Raw genomic sequence first — 19,292 nt, forward strand, 5'->3', positions numbered from 1 at the left:
CGGAAACTTCGTTTCCGCGCCGAAAATTTATAATATTCAAAATTTAAGCAAGTTTCTGAGAATCTGCAACAAACTGAGCCAGTCCGTTATCCGTAAGCGGATGCTTAAGAAGGCTCAGGATTGGAGGAAGCGGTGAAGTAATTACATCAGCACCAATCTTCGCACAATCGATAATATGCATAGAATGACGGATAGAAGCTGCCAAAATTTCCGTTTCATACATATAATTATCAAAAATCAGTCTGATTTCCTGGATTAAATTTAATCCGTCTGTTGAAATATCATCCAGTCTTCCTAAAAAAGGAGAAACATAACTAGCTCCTGCTTTAGCCGCCAAAAGAGCCTGTCCCGGAGAGAAGATCAATGTACAGTTGGTTCTGATGCCTTTATCTGAAAAATACTTTAATGCCTTGATTCCGTCCTTAATCATCGGGATTTTAACCACGATATTCGGGTGAATCGCTGCCAATTCGTCCCCTTCTTTAATCATTTCCTCATACGTTGTAGAAAGAACCTCCGCAGAAATATCCCCGTCTACAATTTCACAAATTGCTTTATAATGATTTCTGATCGCTTCAGAACCCTGAATTCCCTCTTTCGCCATTAGCGAAGGATTGGTAGTAACCCCGTCAAGAATTCCAAGATCCTTAGCTTCCTTAATTTGCTCTAAATTAGCAGTGTCAATAAAAAATTTCATGTTTTACAGATTTATGTTATACAAAGATAAACATTCCATTTCGAGTGGAAAATTTTATTGGTTAATAAGGCAGTTCCCTTTTAAGATTAATTTTTTAGAAGCTTGATCTCGCTTTCCGCACTCGCTATTTTTTCTGATTTCGGGCGGCGCAGCGAAGCTGCGCCGCCCGAAATCAGAAAAAATGAGCTCAAACAATTGCTTCAATCGAGGCTAGGCTGCAGACACGATACAACTTTAGGACAACTTTTAAAAATTTATTCATAAAAAAATGTAACTTTAAAGATGCAAACCAAACCATTCACAGCCCGGCTTGAAATCATTGGAATCAACCCTTTTGTTTTTCTCCCTGAAGAAGTTTTAAACGAAATATTTCAGGATGTAGGAAAATCCAAAAGCCCCATTCCGGTGAAAGGAACAGTAAATGGTAGGCCATTCAGGCAAAATTTAATGAAATATTTGGGAGAATGGAGGTTGTATATCAATCTCACAATGTTGAAAGATTCACCGAAAAGAATGGGTGAAATGATAGAAGTTTCAGTTGAGTTTGACAATTCCGAAAGAACAGTTCCCATACACCCGGAACTGGATAAAGCCATCCGCAAAAACCCTGTAGCACTGCAAAATTTTGAAAATTTAATGCCATCCCGAAAGTTGGAGCTGATCCGCTACATCAATAACCTCAAAACGGAAGCTGCAATCAAAAGAAACATTGAAAAGATCATCAGCTATTTAAAAGGAGAAACCGATTTTTTTGGAAAGAAAATAAATTAATCTAAAAAAATCCGGAGAAAAATCTCCGGATCTGCATATAACTATGAATTTAAAGCTTGGCTCAGCTTGATTGCATCCTGATTAGTTGGGTCATATTGCAATGATTTAGCAATGTGTTCCTTTGCTTTAGCCGGATCAGATTGCTGCTCCGAGAATGCTACGTAAAAGTAGGCATATGCAAGATTTTTCTTATTCTGTTCCACTTCTTCAGGTTTCACAGTTGCGATATACTTTTCGTAAGCCAGTCTGGCATTGGCATCATCTTTCATATTTTGATAAGCATAGGCCTGGCTGTAATAGGACGGAGCCCAATCAGGCAACAGAACAGATATTTTTTTCCAGATATCTATCGCATTGGTCCAATCTGAAGCTTCTTGATAAGCACCTGCTAATTTGGCTAATGCTTCAGTATCTTTTGGGTTGGCTTCAATCTGCTTTTTAAGCGCTTCAACAGTCGGATTAGATGTTTGAGCGGTTGTTGCTGTCGCAGTGGTATTAGCAGTTCCTGCTGTGCTATCTGTCTGGGTAGTTTGTGCGCTCACAATACTTAAACCTCCTGTCAACATTAAACCTAACAATAGGCTTCTGATATTCATTTTAGTCATTTTCATAATTCTAATATTTTTCAATTGCAATTAATAAAATTCAATTATAATTCCATAAAAGTTAAAATTTTAGAAGCTTTAAGCTTTTTTTGAAAAAATTAACGAGATAAATATATCTTTTATACTAATTTTAGATTTGCGGCATATTGTTAACTTTGCCATAGTAACCTATTTAATGACATTTAGACCGATGAATATCATATTAGCATCAACATCTACGCTCTTTGGCGGAGATTACCTTGAATATCTTAAAGAAGAACTTATTAACCTTTTTAAAGGCATCGATGAAATTATTTTCATTCCTTTCGCAAGGCCGGGAGGAATTTCTCATGAAGATTATACCGCAAAAGCCCGATCTTTCTTTGAAAAAATCAACATTAAAGTAAAAGGGCTTCATGAATTCGACGATAAAATAGCGGCAGTAAATAATGCAAAAGGATTCTTTACAGGTGGCGGAAATACATTTTTACTGGTTAAAACTTTACATGAGGAAAATCTGATGTCGGTTTTAAAAAATAATGTCGAAAGCGGCAAACCTTACCTCGGATGCAGCGCAGGAAGCAATATTGGCGGACAGAATATGAGAACAACGAATGATATGCCGATTGTATATCCTTCAAGTTTTGATTGCATGGGACTGGTTCCGTTCAATATCAATCCACATTATCTCGATCCAAATCCCGAACTTAAACATAATGGCGAAACAAGAGAAACAAGAATCAAAGAGTTTTTAACACAGAATGATCTTAAAGTAATCGGGCTCCGTGAAGGAAACTGGATTAGAAGAAAATGTGACAGAATTACCGTTGAAGGTACAGAACTTACCAGAATCTTTGAAAAAGATAAACAGCCCTACGAGATTGAACCCGGAACAGAGCTGTAATTTATTTTAATTATATTTGAATTGATTTCTGAATTAAATAAAAGATGTTTCAACCTATGTGATGATATTCTATTATGTGCTGATTACCGGCATCTAAATTATAGTGATGTCATGCTGAACTTGTCGAAGCTTCAAAAAATTAGAAAACCAAAAATGCAATGAGAAAAACATTAGCAGCCCTTACTTTATCCGTGCAGGCCGTTTTCGCCCAGGAAATATCCCAAAAACTGGATGCAGCCACCAAAAATCTGATGAATTCTTCAGCAGCTGTTTCGTCAAACTTATCATTTTACGTTTCAGATGAAAGCGGAAATTTTATTTACGAATACCAGGGAAATAAAGGATTGTCTACAGCCTCTACCCAGAAAATATTTACCGCTGCGGCAGCTCTTGAAGTGCTGGGTAAAAACTACACGTATAAAACTATTGCAGGATATTCAGGGAATATTTCCGGGGGAAATCTAAAAGGAGATTTTATCATTACCTCAACCGGCGACCCTACACTTGGAAGCTGGCGTTATGATGCATACAAGCCTGAAAATTTTAAGCAAAAACTCTTAGATGCCATAAAAAAAGCAGGCATTACAAAAATTTCAGGCGATCTTGTGATTGATGATTCTTATTTTGACCACCAGACGATTCCGGGAGGATGGCCGTGGGACGACCTCGGAAATTATTACGGAGCCGGAGTCTGGGGAGTCAACTGGCGCGAAAACCAGTTTGATATCAATATCAACGGGAACGAATTCAAAAGTTTTTCTTATCCTTTGGAAGGCGTAAAGTGGCTCAACGACGTGAAAGTTGGCGGAAATTCAGATCAGAGCCTTATTTTTACCGCACCGCATTCCAATGTTGCTTTAATAAACGGGACATTACCTTCCAAAACAGTAACGGTTTCAGGAGCTACACCCAATCCGCCGTTACAGCTTGGCGTAGAAGTAAAACAATGGCTGCAGCAGGCCGGAATTGAACTTTCCGGAAAAACAATCACCAACGCTCAGCTTGAAATTGAAGAAAAAAAAACAGTAAGCTTCTCCAAAAACAACACGATTTTTACGTATGAATCTCCAGCTCTCGATAAAATCATCTATTGGTTTTTAAGAAAAAGTGTTAATCTATACGGTGAAACGCTAATCAAAACCTTAGGAAAGGAAAAAAAAGGAAATCCCAGCTTTAAAACCGGAGTTGCCTATTTAAAAGAATTCTGGAAATCGAAAGGAATTAATCCGAACATGATTAATTTTGCTGACGGAAGCGGGCTTTCCCCACAAAATTATGTATCGGCAAGAGCTGAAGTACAGGCGCTGATTTATGCTAAAAAACAACCGTGGTTTGAATCCTATTACGACGGATTTCCAACTCAGGATAACGGGATGAAAATGAAAAGCGGAACCATGAGAGATACCAAATCTTTCGCCGGATTTCATACTTCCACAGACGGAAAAAAATACGTATTTTCAATCATCATCAACAACTATCAGGGAAGCGGAAGCTCCGAACTACAGAAAATCCTGAACGTTTTAAAATAATTTTATTTTGAGAAAATCAATATTTGCCAGGCTGAATAACTGGATCATTTTTGTCCTGATGACGATTGTTGTCCTGGCAATTGTGATTGCCTCCACCATTTTAATCAATTTTCTGCGTAAAGAAGAGATTAAAAGGGTTGATATTTTGGTAAGTGCCTTGAAATTTCAACAGGAAGTAGAGACACCAAGTTTGGAAATTCAGGAATTACTGCTTCAAATTTATAGTTCGAATACTACAATCCCAGTGATTATACTTGATAAAAACGATGAGATAATGGTGCACCGAAATATCTCTCCGGATATCGAAGATGAACCTGAAAAAATTGTTGCATTGGCAAAGCAGATGGCAAAAAGTTATGCACCTATTGAAATTGAATTGGTAAAAGGAAATAAGCAATTTGTATATTATGATAATTCCCGTCTATTAAACAATCTTCAGTATTCTCCCTATATTTTAGGCTTTTTTATTCTGTGCTATTTCCTGTTTTCATTCTGGTTTTTCAGGACGATTAAAAAAACGGATGAAGGGTATTTGTGGGCCGGATTAGCCAAAGAAACGGCACACCAGATCGGAACGCCTCTGTCTTCAATGATCGGCTGGATGGAAATCATGAAGCTGGATGATCCGGAGTCTGAAGGTATTCATGAGATTGAAAAAGATATTGAACGATTAAAGACCATTTCGGAGAGGTTTTCCAAAATCGGTTCTGTTCCTGAACTGAATGATACCGATTTTAATGCAACGATCCAGGAGAATTATGATTACCTCAAAACAAGGATTTCCCGTAAAATTAATTTCGGACTGCATCTTCCGAATTATACGATTTCCGTCCCGCACAATAAGATCCTGATGAGCTGGGTCATTGAAAACCTGGTAAAAAATGCCGTCGATGCCATGAAAGGGGAGGGTTCGATTTCCATGTCGGTCACCGAAAGAAATAAAAATATCGTAGTGGAAGTTCAGGACACCGGAAGCGGCATGACAAAACATCAGGCTGCAAACGCATTTAAACCCGGATATTCTACAAAAAAACGCGGCTGGGGATTAGGTTTGTCATTAGCAAGAAGAGTAGTACAGGAGTACCATAAAGGCGATATCAAAATTGCACAGACCGAAGTGGGAAAAGGAACAACTTTTAGAATTACCGTTAAGAAAGCATGATGATTGTGTTTCATTAATTTGCTGGAGTGTTTTAGAGTTTTGGTGTTATAGAGCTTCAAAGTATTTGTTATTTTGAATATAAGCCGAAGGTTTACGAACGAAGTTCACAAGCAGAATGAATATAGGGCTTCTTAAACCTCACTTGGGCCTTCTTTTTTATTTAACTTTTTTGATTTAGTGCTTATGCTTTCGGTATGAAAATTTGTAATTATTTCTGACATTCAATTCTGATGCTAAAATTCCCCTCCTTTGGAGGGGTGGCAAAAATTTCAAAGAAATTTTTGACGGGGTGGTTTTAAAATAATAATCTAATTTGAATAAGAAAATTCATTATTGACTCACAGAAATTGGCCATTTATCTCTCATAATTCCGATTGTAGAGAAATCCCTTTTCGCATACAAAAGTCCCTCTCCATTGGAGAGGGATTTAGGGTGAGGAAACAAATTACTTCTTTCCGGTAAGCCACTGATCCTGAAGTTTCTTTTCTTCCGGAGTCGGATTGGCCTTAAACTGAAGCGTTTCTATCGTCATCTTATCAAGTACGGCTTTGCCTTTAAGATCCATCTTTTCAGATTTCCCGCCGTTGTCCCTCAAAACAGTTACCGTTACATTCTGGCCTTCCTTAATTGTTTTGGAATAATTAATGAAATCCTGAACGTTTTGGATGTTGATGGTTTTGCCGTCTAAAGCGAGAATTTTGTCCGTAATTTTGAATCCGATACTTTTTGCAAAAGGCGAAAGGGCAGAACTTTCATCAAATACGAAAGTATTGGTTTTTTCGTCATATCCTGTCTGGTTCGGATCTTTGATAAACCAGAAAATAGGCGGTGTTTCCTGTGATTTCAATTCTACCCCTGCCATCTTCAGGTATTGTGCATAAGGCGTCGGCTGGCTTCCTGCAATATATTTGTTATAAAAATCCCTTACCTGAGGATATCCGGTAACTTCAACCAATTCATCTATAAGCTTATCATCTTTGAACGGTTTGTTTTCGCCGAATCGCTGAGACAGCTTCCTGATCATATCACGATATCCCATTTCACCGTTTGAAAGCTTTCTGAGCTCAATGTCCAGACACATAGCAAGAAGAGCACCTTTTTCATATACATTTCTGTACTGGTCTTTATACTCATCCAGGAGAACATTTTTACTCATCACCGTAAATGGCATCGTGTCATTGTAGTTCTTTGAATTGGTGATTTTTTCATTTATTCTCTGAAGGAATTCATCCCTGGTAATCAAACCTTCCTGGATCTGGAAAAGATTGGCAAAATATTCCGTTCCGCCCTCATACATCCAAAGGTGTTGAGACATTTTCGGATCTGCATAATCAAAATAATGAATTTCTTCAGAATGCGTTTTTAGCGGATTTACCGTGTGGAAAAACTCATGCGAAACCACATCGGTAATGGTTTTGTCGATGGCTTCTTTCGGCATCATTTCAGGAAGCACAACACTGGTTGATTCATGATGTTCCAGTGCTCCGAATCCTTTGATCTGAGGTCCGTCCCCACCGGAAAGATACAACATGATTGCGTATTTTTTATTGGTGTTCATATCACCCAGGAATTTCTTTTGGGCAACCACCATTTTTTCAAGATTATCTTTAAAATCTGCGGCTTTATATTTCCCGGAAGGAGAATAAACACCCAGTACAAGATCCATTCCTCCCGCATTGAATGTAATATAATCCGGTTTGGTGTACATTAACGGAGAGTCTGTAACCTTAGCATAATTTGCCAGTGTAAAAGTATCTGTAGCATCCGACTTATCTTGGTCTACCAAAGCCGTGGTTCCGTAAAAATCTGCAGGTTTTTGGATTATAAGCTGATAAGGTACATCCTGCATATTATCGATGTATCCGACAAATCCGTGGGTATTGATGAGGTAAACTTTTCCTTCTTCAATATCCGTTCCGGATGGCGAGAAAACAGCCTTGTGCTTGGAAGTATCCATTTCATCATCGAAACTGTCATTTACCAGATAGGTAACCTTGGAGAGGTTTTTTGCGTTTTTAAGAGAATACGTATTGTCATTCACTTTTGTAAAAGCAATTTCTTTTCCTTTGTTGTCATAGAATTTAATGCCTTCCACAAATCTTCCGTAATCGTCTACAGAATACGTTCCGGGAACGGTTTTCGGAAAGTGAAACTTTACATCTCCGGATTTCATTTTCGGAAATTCCATGGTTACGGCCACTTTATCGTCTTTTACGTTCACAAGATCGATCGTAGTTTTAATCGACTGGGCATTTACCAGAAATGCTGATAAAATACCTAAGCTAAATGCTATTTTCTTCATTGAGTTTAAAATTATAGTTAAATAGTTGTTGAAAACCTGTTTTTGTTACATCTTCTCTGTTAAATTTTTTATAAAAAAAAGACAAATTCTTTGTTAAAGATTTGCCTTTACTGAATTGTTACTGAATATTTTTATATCTGATATAATAATTTTTATCGAATTGAACGGGGCTGCCATTCTTTATTTTTACAGTCTGCCATTGTTCGGTAGGGGTAATGGTGAGATCACTGTCGATCCTTACAGGCAATCTGAAATCTTTTACAACATTTGTATACCTGAATTTTAATTCTTCTCCTTTTTGTTCATATTCAAGAACAGGAACTTTTACCGACCTGAGGTATTGGTTGAAGACGCTTGAAAAATCAATTCCCGATTTTTTTGAAATATAATTCTCAATCTGTTGTGTGGTGACGGTCTGATGATAAAAATCTTTATTGATGCCTCTTAAAATATCCCTGAACTTTTCATCATTGTTAATGACCTGTCGGATGGTATGCAGCATGCTTGCACCTTTGGAATACATATCGCCGCTACCTTCATTTCGCACGCCATATTTCCCGATAATCGGAATATCATTGCTGATGGTATTGTGGATTCCCTGCATATAAACGTCTGCAGATTTTTTATCCATGAATTTTTCTGTGAAAAGAACCTCGGAATACATTGTGAACCCTTCATGAACCCACATGTCTGCCTGATCTTTTGCCGTAATATTATTGGCAAACCATTCATGGCCGCTTTCGTGGATGATAATATAGTCCCAATTTAGCCCAACCCCTGTTCCTGAAAGATCATTTCCGAGATAGCCGTTTTCATATCCGTTTCCGTATGCCACATTGCTCTGGTGTTCCATTCCAAGATAAGGCGATTCTACAAGCTTGTAAGAATCTTCATAAAAAGGATACGGTCCGAACCAGTATTCAAAAGCAGAAAGCATCGGTTTTACCTGCTGAAACTGTTTTTTAGCTTTATCAAGATTATAGTCGATTACCCAGTAATCAAGATCCAGCCTGCCTTTTTCTCCATTGTAAGTGTCTTTAAAATTAACATATTTTCCGATGTTGGGAATAATGGAATAGGCATTGATCGGGTTTTTAACTTCCCACGTGTAAGCGGTTTTACCACCCTCCGTTTTTTTACTGATGAGCCTTCCGTTTCCTACACCAACCAGATCTTTTGGGGTAATGATTTTCATGACGATACCATTTTCAGGTTCGTCGCTCCAGATATCTTTGGTAGGAAGCCAGATGGAAGCTCCGATACCTTCATCAGCAACGCTCATCCACGGATTTCCGTTTTCGTCTTTGATAAATATCCATCCTCCGTCCCATGGTGCATTTCTCGCAATTCTCGGATTTCCTGAATAAATTACATCAATCGTATATTTTTCTCCTTTTTTAAAGGATTTATTGGTTTTGATCCAAATAAAATCGCCATCCTGTTGATACTCTGCAATAGGAAAACTTGCTTTGACGTGATCAGCTTTCATCGGCTGCTGAAGATCTACCTGAAACGTAGGATTTGTAACATCTTTGGTGATTTCGAAGCTGATTAGATTATTTCCTTTAATGCTTTTTGCCTCAAAATCCGGCTCCACGGAAAGATCATATTTTTTTACATCCCAAAAGTTCCTGAATTCCGTATCAGAACCTTTTAAAGTATCCTGTTTTGTAAAGGCTTTATCTCTCTCGAAAAACTGTCCGAAAACCAATCCCGAAGCCAATAAAAGCGTATATGAGAGTTTTTTCATCTGAATTAAATTATAATCGCTAAAATAGAAATTTAATACACGTAAAATTCAGCTTATCTAAATTATTACGATCCTTTAATGAGACGAAAGAAGTTAAAGTTTGTTACATTCTTTGTAATTGCTATTTTGTAATCAATTATTCTGTCGTGAGATTTCCCTCCTTTGGAGGGGTGGCGAAAAATTGAAGATTTTTTGACGGAGTGGTTAAAATATAAGAACAATACTTTCATACATACATTTCAGAAAGATTACAAACATAAGACAAAAACCCTAGCCGTGATTGCAGCGGAAATCCTTTTTTAGCTGCTGGACAGTCCCTCTCTTTGGGAGAGGGATTTAGGGTGAGGAAAAAAAAGATTGCAGCGGAAAGCGCGAAATAGCTCCTAAAAAAATCCCGCAGATTTTCTCTGCGGGAATATATTGTAAATGTTTTGAAATTTAATCCTTAACAGCCGGTAGATTATTGGCCGCTTTCTGAACCTTTTTATAAGTGTACGAACACATGATAATGCTGAATTCATACAACAGCAATAATGGAAGTGCTGCCATCATCATACTTAAAACATCGGCAGGCGTGATAATTGCCGCTACTACCATAATAAGAACAATGGCATGACGACGATATGTTTTCATAAATGTCGGCGTCAGTATTCCTATTGATGTAAGAAAATAAATAAGAACCGGGAAGAGGAAAATAACGCCCATTCCGAGGACAACCTGTAAAAACAATGTTGTATAATCACTTAAATCGTAAAGCGGAATAATAATATCTGAAATTTTAAAGATTACTCCGAAATTAACAGCAAAGGGAAGAATGAGGTAATAACCGCATAACACCCCTGTCATAAACAAAATCCATACGGAATTGATAATGAAAATAGAATTTTTCCTTTCGTTAGGATGAAGGGCCGGACTTATAAACCGCCACAGTTCCCACACAATATAAGGAAAAGCCAGAACAATACCTCCAAACAGAGATACCGCCATCATAACATTGAATTGCTGGTACAATTTGCTGGCACGCACCGGAAAATCTTTAGGAAGGTGAATGCTGTCTTCACCCAAAATCATTCTTGAAAAGTGATTAACCATTTCAAAGGTGGCAAAATCGTTTCTGGTAGGACCGAAAAAAATATGATCCATGATCCAGTTGATATTAAAGCCGATAATAACCGCCGCAACGATGATGGCAAGAATCGAACGGATAAGGTGGCCTCTTAATTCCCCAATATGTCCAAGAAAAGACATGTCTTTTTCACTCACAGGATGCTATTTTTAAGGTTTCAAATGTATGAAAAAAGTTTCGGTATTGTATTACGTTAAATCTTTCAGCTTAATTAATTCCTTCGTCCAGCAGCTTATGCAGATCAATAATCCCGAAATATTTTCCGTTTTCCGTTACAACAAGCTGTCCGATATTGTTGTCTTTTAATATATTCATGGCTTCTTTGGCCAGTGCTGTCCTTTCAATCGTTTTCGGATTGGCAGACATAATATCTTTTGCAAGTACTTTAGAAATATCATCACCTTTCAAAAGCATTCTCCTTAAATCTCCGTCGGTAATTACTCCGATAATTTCATCGTTATTGGTAACAACAGTAATTCCGTGACGCGATCCGCTGATGGAGATGATAACGTCTTTCACCGTATCATGTTCGGTTACCTGAGGTTTTTGTGAAGACAGGAAATCGTCTACTTTCGATATCAGGTTTTTTCCAAGGCTTCCGCCCGGATGAAATTTAGCAAAATCATTAGCCTTAAAATCATTTATTTCCATTAAAGCAATGGCGAGCGCATCTCCCAAAGCCATCTGTAAAGTGGTGGAGCTTGTTGGGGCAAGCTTGTTAGGGCAGGCTTCCATGTCAACATGCGTATCAAGAATCACCTCTGAAAACTCGGCAAGCTTGCTTGATTTATTTCCCGTCATTCCGATCAGTGCAGAAGAATATTCTTTAAGGTAAGGGACAAGATTTACAATTTCAGGGGAATTTCCGGAGTTGGAAATGCATAACACCACATCCTGTTTCTGGATCACCCCAAGATCTCCGTGAATGGCTTCTGAAGCGTGCAAAAACTGGGAAGGTGTTCCCGTGGAATTCAGGGTTGCCACAATTTTGTTGCCTACGTGGGCAGATTTCCCGATTCCTACAACGATAAGCTTTCCTTTAGCCGAATGAATAATTTCCACCGCACGGGCAAAATCATCATTTAATCGGTTGCGGAGTTTTTCAAGTTCTGAAATTTCAATTTCTAAAGTGCTTTTCGCTATTGAGATAATGTCGGATCTTTCCATTTTATGTATATAGGGCATATAAAAATCAATTTAAAAAGCGTTATTTCTAAAAGAATTTTTATTATAAATATAATTTTTTATAAATTCGTTCGCTTTTATTTTAAGCGAAAAATTCATAACTTTGGATTAGATGCAAATTTAGCAATAAAATTAGATGAGCGCAAAAAAAGCCAATTTATCGGGCGAATTGAAAAAATATTTCGGATTTTCTACTTTTAAAGGGCAGCAGGAACAAATTATTGAAAGCCTTCTGAATGGAAAAGATATATTTGTTTTAATGCCTACCGGAGGTGGAAAATCTTTATGCTACCAGCTTCCGGCACTTATTTCCGAAGGTACGGCCATTGTGGTGTCGCCTTTGATAGCGTTGATGAAAAACCAGGTGGATGCGGTGAACGGACTTTCATCTGATAGCGGAGTAGCCCATGTGTTAAATTCATCACTAAATAAAACACAGACCAAACAGGTTTTCGACGATATAAAAAGCGGTAAAACAAAACTTCTTTATGTAGCTCCGGAATCTCTAATCAAAGAAGATTACCTGGATTTCCTGAAGGAAGTGAAAATATCTTTTTTCGCCATAGACGAAGCCCACTGCATTTCAGAATGGGGACATGATTTCAGGCCGGAATACAGAAACCTCAAATCCATTATTGATAAAATTGCCGATGTTCCGGTAATAGCCCTTACGGCAACTGCCACCCCAAAAGTTCAGGATGATATTCAGAAAACATTGGGGATGACGAATGCTCTGGTTTTCAAGGAAAGCTTCAACAGACCGAATCTTTACTATGAAGTACGCCCGAAAGTAAATGTAGATAAGGAAATCGTAAAATTCATCAATCAGCATAAAGGAAAATCAGGAATCGTCTATTGCCTGAGCCGGCGTAAAGTGGAAGAGTTTGCCCAGCTTCTTCAGGTAAACGGAATCAATGCTCTACCTTATCACGCAGGACTTGACCAGAAAGTACGGGTAGCTAATCAGGATAAATTTTTGATGGAAGAGGTTGACGTGATTGTTGCTACCATCGCATTCGGGATGGGAATTGATAAGCCGGATGTGCGTTTTGTCATTCATTATGATTTCCCAAAATCGCTGGAAAGCTATTATCAGGAAACGGGAAGAGCAGGTCGCGACGGCGGAGAAGGCCATTGTCTGGCATTTTACGATCCGAAAGACATTGAAAAATTGGAAAAGTTCCTCGCTCAGAAACCTGTTTCGGAAAGAGAAATCGGGCTGCAGCTTCTTAATGAAGTTGTAGGCTACGCCGAAACTTCCATGAGCAGGAGACAATATATTTTATACTATTTCGGAGAAAACTTTGATCCGGTAAACGGAGACGGCGCAATGATGTGCGATAACTCATCAAACCCTCCGAAATTAAAGGATGCTACAAACGATCTGGAAAAAGTTCTTGAATTGATCAGGGATACAGGAGAAAAATTCAAAGCGAAAGATTTAATTTCCATTATTGCCGGAAAAGAAACGGCGGTTACAAAATCCTATAAGCTGGAACAAAGCTCTTATTTTGGTTTTGGAAAAGAGGAAAAAGACAATCACTGGAAAACGATTTTAAGACAGGCGACGGTTCAGAATTTTTTGCAGAAAGATATTGAAACCTACGGTGTTTTAAAGATTGCTGAAAAAGGAAAGCTGGTATTAGACGGAAAGCTGGAACATTCTTTCCTCATCGCCGAAGACCGGGAGTTTGATCTTACCCAGACAAAAGCGGAGAGCGATCAGGTGCAGATGCAGTCGGGTGGAGGATTGGACCAGAATTTATTCAATCAGCTAAAAGAATTAAGGAAAAAAGTTGCCAAAAAGCACGGAATTCCGCCTTACACGGTTTTTATGGATCCAAGCCTGGAAGATATGACCGTGCAATATCCCATAACGGTGGAAGAAATTGGAAAAATCTACGGCGTCGGTGAAGGAAAAGCCAGAAAATACGGGAAAGAGTTTGCAGATTTTATTAGTAAATATGTAGAGGATAATAATATCGAGCGTACTCAGGATATGGTACTGAAGCAGGTGGCCAATAAATCCAGCCACAAAGTTTTCATCATTCAGAGTACGGATAAGAAGATCGATCTTGAAGATATTGCCAGAGCCAAGAATCTTTCGATGGACGAGCTGCTCAAAGAAATGGAGCGAATCGTTTATCAGGGAACCAAGCTGAATATCGATTATTATATTGAAGATAATTTTGACGAAGATATTGTCGATGGTTTTATGGAATTCATGAACGAATCTGAAAGCGACAGCATGAAAGTGCTGCTGGATGAGTTCGGGGATGAACTTTCTGATGAAGAGGTAAGAATGTTGAGAATAAAATTCATCAGCGATGTTGCCAACTAAAATGCTTTTAAACAATAATGAAATAATAAAAAAAGAAATTCTTCCAAGGAAGAGTTTCTTTTTTAATACAACAGAAAAGCTCAGAATTCTTTTTTCATTTTTCTATTTGTTTATTTCCCTATTTTTTATTTTCAGTAGAGCTCCGCTTGTTTTCTTTGGTTTAGCTATGCTCGGAATCGGACTTTATCTGGCTTTTTTTAGATGGATTTTAAAATATTTCGATATTAAAAACAACCGTTACTTCATTACAAACCAAAGGATATTTATTGCAAAATCATCGGAAAGCAAAATTGTATGGCAGAAAAGCCTTTATGAAGTTGATCAGATTAATGCTGAGATGAATGGCCGCTTTTTTGGTAACATAATTTTCGGCGAACCTGAAAATATCTTTGGTAAGAATGACGAAGTATTTTCTTTCTTCAGGAGAAACGGAATGAATTTTAAGGAAGATAAGTATGCTTTTTTAAGTGTTGAAAATATTAATGAAATTATTCCCATTTTTGAGGAGCTTGGTTTAAAGGTTAACAAAACTTTTTACTAATTTTACATAGATGAAAAAGATTTCTGTCATATTTATTCTGCCGGATCTTGAAACCGGGGGTGCAGAAAGGATTGTTACCACCATTGCAAATCATCTCTCACGAGATCGTTTTGAACCCAAGATTTTGCTTTTGCGGAAACAGGGCGGTTATCTCGGTATTTTAAAAGAAGATGTTGAAATCATTGATGTTAATACGGAAAGAATCAGACATTCCTTAAAACCCATTCTCAGGGAAATTTACCGTAGAAAGCCGGATATTGTGTTTTCGGGATACGGAGAAGTGAATGCTTATTTGTCTTTATTCATAAAAGTTTTTCCCAAAACAAAATTCATTGCAAGGGAAACCAATGTTGTATCCCAGCACGTTACCAGAAAAGAGATTAAATTTTTCTACAATTTCTATAACAATTATAATGCAATCATTGCGCAAAGCGATGATATGAAGAATGATCTGATTGTTAATTTCAAAATAAAACCTTCCAAAATCGTTAAAATAAACAATCCTGTTGATTTTGATTTTATTGATGGAAAAATTAAAACTTCTCATAAACCGGAATGCTTTAAATACGGCTATAAAAACGTTGTCGCTATTGGAAATTTATCGGCAAGAAAAGGTTTTGATAATCTGCTGAAAGTTTTTTCCAGGCTGAAAAATGAAAATATCCTGCTTCACATTCTGGGAGACGGGAAAGACCGCGAAATGCTGCATCAGATGAAAGATTTCCTGGATCTTGAACACATCATTTTCCATGGCAGACAAGAAAATCCATATGAATTCCTGAAATATGCAGATCTTTTTATTCTGTCGTCAAGGTATGAAGGTTTTCCCAATGTTTTGCTGGAAGCGGGAGCGTGCGGAACCTACTCTCTGGCCAATAATTGTCCGGGTGGCATTAACGAAATCATACAAAATGAAATCAACGGTGAAGTTTCCGACATCGAAAATTATGAAGATTTTTCCCAAAAAATCATGAAAATCCTTCATGAAAATCATGAAAACGAAGCCATTAAAAATTCAATAAAATCACGATTTTCCAAAGAGATTATTTTAAATCAGTACGAAAAGGTTTTGCTTGATCTGATGAAATAACAGTCTTTATTATTCAGCTAATATTTCTAATTTTGGACTTTTAAATTCAGAAAACAATTAATAATGATTAAAATCCAAAAACTGGGATGTGCCTGCGAAAAGCCGACTTCAACTTATACAGAATTCAGAAGTTCAGAACTGGGAATCGATAAAACGAACGGAAGACATGCGGAAGTAAGCATTCAGCAGTGTAAACTTTGCCAGAGAATATGGATTCGCTATTTTGTTGAATATGAAAGCTTCTCCAAATCCGGAAAATGGTACAAAGGAATCGTCTCCAAAAAAGACCGTCCGCAAATTACTCCAGAAAATGCATTAGAATATCTGGAAAGCCTTGAATGGTACGTTTACGGAGGTTCGTTTTTTGAGAGCAAAGGAGAATTCGGACAAGGGAAATTGATAGTGGATTTGTAAAGTTGTCCAACATATAAACTAATAACTGTAAAATTGAATAAAAACATGAATACCGAATTAAAAAAAGAAATATACAGTAAGTACAAAACTTATCTCTCTCAAAATTATAATGAGAAATATATTAATCGTCTAATCATTCAGGAAGGTTACAATCAGCAAGATGTTGATGAAGTAATTAAAGATATTTATAGTGAAAAACAAAAAATATTAAAAAAGAAAAATAAGCACAGTCGCATTATTAGTATTTTACTATATATTGTTGGCACTGCAGTTATTGTTTCGGGAATAGCATTTATTGTTTTAGGAGGAGTTAAAATTGGAATGGGGTTGATTTTTCTTGCAGTTATTGTATGGATAAATGCAAATAGATAACAGAAGATCTTTCTATTTATTTAAATTCCCCTCTCAAAAATTTGACAAATCTCACTTTCTCACGTGGTAATAAATCGTTAAATTTGTAAGCATAAGAAAGTTAATAATAAACAAATTCATAAAATAACATGAGTCAATTCGATGTTACCGTAATCGGTTCCGGTCCTGGTGGTTACGTTGCTGCAATCCGTGCTGCACAATTAGGTTTCACAACAGCAATTATTGAAAAATACCCTACTTTGGGAGGAACTTGTCTTAACGTGGGTTGTATTCCGTCGAAAGCGCTTTTAGACAGCTCTGAGCATTTCGAAAATGCAAAGCACAATTTTGCAGGTCACGGAATCATTATCAACGAGCCTCAGGCTGATATCGCAAGAATGATCGAGCGTAAAAATGAGGTCATCAAACAAAACACAGACGGAATCAGCTACCTGATGAACAAAAACAAAATCACTGTTTTTGAAGGAGTCGGAAGCTTCGAATCTGCAACTCAGATCAAAGTAACCAAAAATGACGGTTCCACAGAAACGATCGAATCTAAATATACCATTATTGCAACAGGTTCCAAGCCTTCATCTTTGCCTTTCATCACGTTGGACAAAGAAAGAGTAATTACTTCCACGGAAGCATTAAACCTTAAAGAAATTCCTAAGCATCTGGTAGTAATCGGAGGCGGAGTAATCGGCCTTGAATTAGGTTCGGTGTATTTAAGATTAGGCGCTCAGGTTACCGTTGTTGAATTTATGGATAAAATTATTCCTACCATGGACGGAGCGTTAAGTAAAGAATTAACGAAAGTTCTTAAAAAGCAGGGCATGAAATTCATGCTTTCTACAGCTGTTTCTGCAGTGGAAAGAAACGGAGATACCGTGAAAATTACTGCAAAAGATAAAAAAGGAGAGGAAGTAACGGTTGAAGGAGATTATTGTCTGGTTTCTGTAGGAAGAAGGCCTTACACAGATGGGCTTGGTCTTGAAAAAGCAGGTGTTGAGCTTGACGAAAGAGGAAGAGTAAAAGTAAACGATCACCTTCAGACAAATGTTGCCAACATCTACGCTATCGGAGACGTTATTAAAGGGGCTATGCTTGCTCACAAAGCAGAAGAGGAAGGCGTTTTTGTTGCTGAAACGTTGGCAGGACAAAAGCCTCACATCAATTATAATTTAATTCCGGGGGTTGTTTACACATGGCCGGAAGTTGCCGGAGTAGGTAGAACCGAGGAGCAATTGAAAGAAGAAGGCATTGCTTATAAAGTTGGATCTTTCCCGATGAGAGCTTTAGGAAGAAGCCGTGCAAGTGGTGATGTAGATGGTTTGGTGAAAATTATCGCCGATGAAAAAACAGATGAGGTGTTAGGAATGCACATTGTAGGAGCAAGAGCGGCAGACCTTATCGCAGAAGGAGTAATTGCTATGGAATTCCGGGCAAGCGCAGAAGATATTGCAAGAAGTTCGCACGCACACCCAACCTATGCGGAAGCCATCAAAGAAGCGGCATTGGATGCTACGGCAAAAAGGCCGATTCATATGTAATATTGAATTAAAAAAATTCAAACATTTAAAAATATTTGTAAATTAGGGAGAGGCATTGGCCTCTCTTTTTTATTAGTAATGCCTTTAATACAACTGTTATGAAAAGTATATGTATAAGTGTTCTGCTTCTTTTTGCAGCCAGTTCGTTTGCACAGGAAGCAGGAAAAGCAGGAGAACTCCTGAGAAATGAAGCTTCAAAAACTGAAATCGGATCTGTAAATAGCAAAAAATCAGATGTAAAAACTAAAAATAATTCTGGTTTCAGAAATCAGGGAAGCCCGGGAAATAATGGTTTCAGAATCAAGAATCCACAATACCGATGGAACCAGGAATATGGGTATTCCGAAGTTTTTCTCAGGATTCCCGAGCAGGGATTTTTCAGCGTGGAAATCGGCGATCAGTTTATTTCAAACAATTCAGGGAAATTCAGGTTTTTTGACCTTCCGGCAGGAAGAATGCCCATCTCCATCTATGAAAGCGGCTATTTATTGTACAGGACTACCCTGAATGTAAGAAACAACAGCAGGCTGGTGCTTGATTTTTTCACCAATGAAGGGTTGTTTCTGCTGGATTCTTATCCTGTGCAGTCTTACGGTTTTAACAGCTGGAATGATGTCTGGAACAATCCTTACGGAAACAGCGGAAATATAAATTATCCTGATGTAATGGACAACCAGACATTTCAGGAGTTTATGGATACGATGAAAGACAGAGCGTGGTTTGATGACAAAAAACTGGCATTTATCAATCAGCAGGGCCGTCACGCCATGTTTACCTCGGAACAGATTGCCGTTCTGGTGAAAGAGCTGAGCTTTGATAAAAATAAACTGGCTTTAGCCAAATTATTATTTCCGAAATGTGTGGATAAGCAAAAGTATTTTATTGTTGGAGAAGCATTGGATTTTGAAAGCAGCAGGAGAGAATTAATGGATTATATTTCTAAATTATAAACATTTGATTTAAATATATGTTCGACTAAAGAGGGAAGTTTT

General features: G+C 37.6%; 17 protein-coding genes. 11 read left to right on the forward strand and 6 right to left on the reverse strand.

The genetic code is table 11. The features are described from left to right. Positions 1 to 43: 43 nt before the first annotated feature. Complete coding sequence (fsa, locus tag SOP96_RS17620) at positions 44 to 697, reverse strand: fructose-6-phosphate aldolase (protein ID WP_326322206.1); 654 nt, start codon at positions 695 to 697, stop codon at positions 44 to 46. Between the two features lie 282 nt (positions 698 to 979). On the opposite strand from fsa, the gene SOP96_RS17625 reads away from it, so the two are divergent. After that, positions 980 to 1,468, forward strand: coding sequence for a YdeI/OmpD-associated family protein (locus tag SOP96_RS17625; protein WP_326322207.1), 489 nt, complete (start codon positions 980 to 982; stop codon positions 1,466 to 1,468). Positions 1,469 to 1,509: 41 nt separating this feature from the next. Here the strand turns inward: SOP96_RS17625 and SOP96_RS17630 are convergent, their stop codons facing one another. Beyond that, positions 1,510 to 2,079 (reverse strand): tetratricopeptide repeat protein, encoded by a 570-nt coding sequence (locus SOP96_RS17630; protein WP_326322208.1) that lies wholly within the window; start codon positions 2,077 to 2,079, stop codon positions 1,510 to 1,512. Between the two features lie 184 nt (positions 2,080 to 2,263). On the opposite strand from SOP96_RS17630, the gene pepE reads away from it, so the two are divergent. The 3 genes from pepE to SOP96_RS17645 all read left to right on the forward strand — a co-directional run bounded on the left by pepE (position 2,264) and on the right by SOP96_RS17645 (position 5,647). After that, positions 2,264 to 2,956: a dipeptidase PepE gene (gene pepE / locus SOP96_RS17635; RefSeq protein ID WP_326322209.1), complete on the forward strand. Its 693-nt coding sequence runs from the start codon at positions 2,264 to 2,266 to the stop codon at positions 2,954 to 2,956. Between the two features lie 158 nt (positions 2,957 to 3,114). Next, positions 3,115 to 4,485 carry a D-alanyl-D-alanine carboxypeptidase/D-alanyl-D-alanine endopeptidase gene (gene dacB, locus SOP96_RS17640; protein WP_326322210.1) on the forward strand — a complete coding sequence of 457 codons (1,371 nt, stop codon included), beginning with the start codon at positions 3,115 to 3,117 and terminating at the stop codon, positions 4,483 to 4,485. A gap of 4 nt (positions 4,486 to 4,489) precedes the next feature. Further along, positions 4,490 to 5,647 (forward strand): sensor histidine kinase, encoded by a 1,158-nt coding sequence (locus SOP96_RS17645; RefSeq protein ID WP_326322242.1) that lies wholly within the window; start codon positions 4,490 to 4,492, stop codon positions 5,645 to 5,647. Positions 5,648 to 6,092: 445 nt separating this feature from the next. Here the strand turns inward: SOP96_RS17645 and SOP96_RS17650 are convergent, their stop codons facing one another. From SOP96_RS17650 to SOP96_RS17665, 4 genes are all read right to left on the reverse strand, one after another. After that, the gene (locus tag SOP96_RS17650) at positions 6,093 to 7,949 is read right to left on the reverse strand and encodes a M61 family metallopeptidase (protein ID WP_326322211.1); all 1,857 of its coding nucleotides are present in this window, start codon (positions 7,947 to 7,949) and stop codon (positions 6,093 to 6,095) included. A gap of 118 nt (positions 7,950 to 8,067) precedes the next feature. Next, complete coding sequence (locus SOP96_RS17655) at positions 8,068 to 9,699, reverse strand: M1 family metallopeptidase (protein WP_326322212.1); 1,632 nt, start codon at positions 9,697 to 9,699, stop codon at positions 8,068 to 8,070. Positions 9,700 to 10,137: 438 nt separating this feature from the next. Continuing rightward, on the reverse strand, positions 10,138 to 10,962 hold the full coding sequence (gene tatC, locus SOP96_RS17660) for a twin-arginine translocase subunit TatC (RefSeq protein WP_326322213.1): 825 nt from the start codon (positions 10,960 to 10,962) through the stop codon (positions 10,138 to 10,140). 70 nt (positions 10,963 to 11,032) lie between these two features. Beyond that, positions 11,033 to 11,992: a KpsF/GutQ family sugar-phosphate isomerase gene (locus tag SOP96_RS17665; RefSeq protein ID WP_326322243.1), complete on the reverse strand. Its 960-nt coding sequence runs from the start codon at positions 11,990 to 11,992 to the stop codon at positions 11,033 to 11,035. A 154-nt stretch (positions 11,993 to 12,146) separates the two neighbouring features. Here SOP96_RS17665 and recQ point away from each other — a divergent pair, with 154 nt between their 5' ends. From recQ to SOP96_RS17700, 7 genes are all read left to right on the forward strand, one after another. After that, positions 12,147 to 14,351 (forward strand): DNA helicase RecQ, encoded by a 2,205-nt coding sequence (gene recQ, locus SOP96_RS17670; protein ID WP_326322214.1) that lies wholly within the window; start codon positions 12,147 to 12,149, stop codon positions 14,349 to 14,351. Further along, complete coding sequence (locus tag SOP96_RS17675; RefSeq protein ID WP_326322215.1) at positions 14,338 to 14,892, forward strand: hypothetical protein; 555 nt, start codon at positions 14,338 to 14,340, stop codon at positions 14,890 to 14,892. Before recQ ends, SOP96_RS17675 begins: the two co-directional genes overlap by 14 nt. A 10-nt stretch (positions 14,893 to 14,902) precedes the next feature. Next, positions 14,903 to 15,982 (forward strand): glycosyltransferase, encoded by a 1,080-nt coding sequence (locus SOP96_RS17680; RefSeq protein ID WP_326322216.1) that lies wholly within the window; start codon positions 14,903 to 14,905, stop codon positions 15,980 to 15,982. A 63-nt stretch (positions 15,983 to 16,045) separates the two neighbouring features. Then, complete coding sequence (locus SOP96_RS17685) at positions 16,046 to 16,396, forward strand: hypothetical protein (RefSeq protein ID WP_326322217.1); 351 nt, start codon at positions 16,046 to 16,048, stop codon at positions 16,394 to 16,396. 45 nt (positions 16,397 to 16,441) lie between these two features. After that, positions 16,442 to 16,768, forward strand: a complete 327-nt coding sequence (locus tag SOP96_RS17690; protein WP_326322218.1) for a hypothetical protein — start codon at positions 16,442 to 16,444, stop codon at positions 16,766 to 16,768. 128 nt (positions 16,769 to 16,896) lie between these two features. Further along, entirely contained in the window at positions 16,897 to 18,300 is a 1,404-nt protein-coding gene (gene lpdA / locus SOP96_RS17695; RefSeq protein ID WP_326322219.1) for a dihydrolipoyl dehydrogenase, read from the forward strand. Positions 18,301 to 18,398: 98 nt separating this feature from the next. Beyond that, a complete protein-coding gene (locus SOP96_RS17700; RefSeq protein ID WP_326322220.1) occupies positions 18,399 to 19,250 on the forward strand; it encodes a DUF4476 domain-containing protein in 852 nt (283 codons plus the stop codon). Positions 19,251 to 19,292: the final 42 nt, after the last annotated feature.

Source organism: Chryseobacterium salviniae (assembly GCF_035819015.1).
Taxonomy (GTDB): domain Bacteria; phylum Bacteroidota; class Bacteroidia; order Flavobacteriales; family Weeksellaceae; genus Chryseobacterium; species Chryseobacterium salviniae.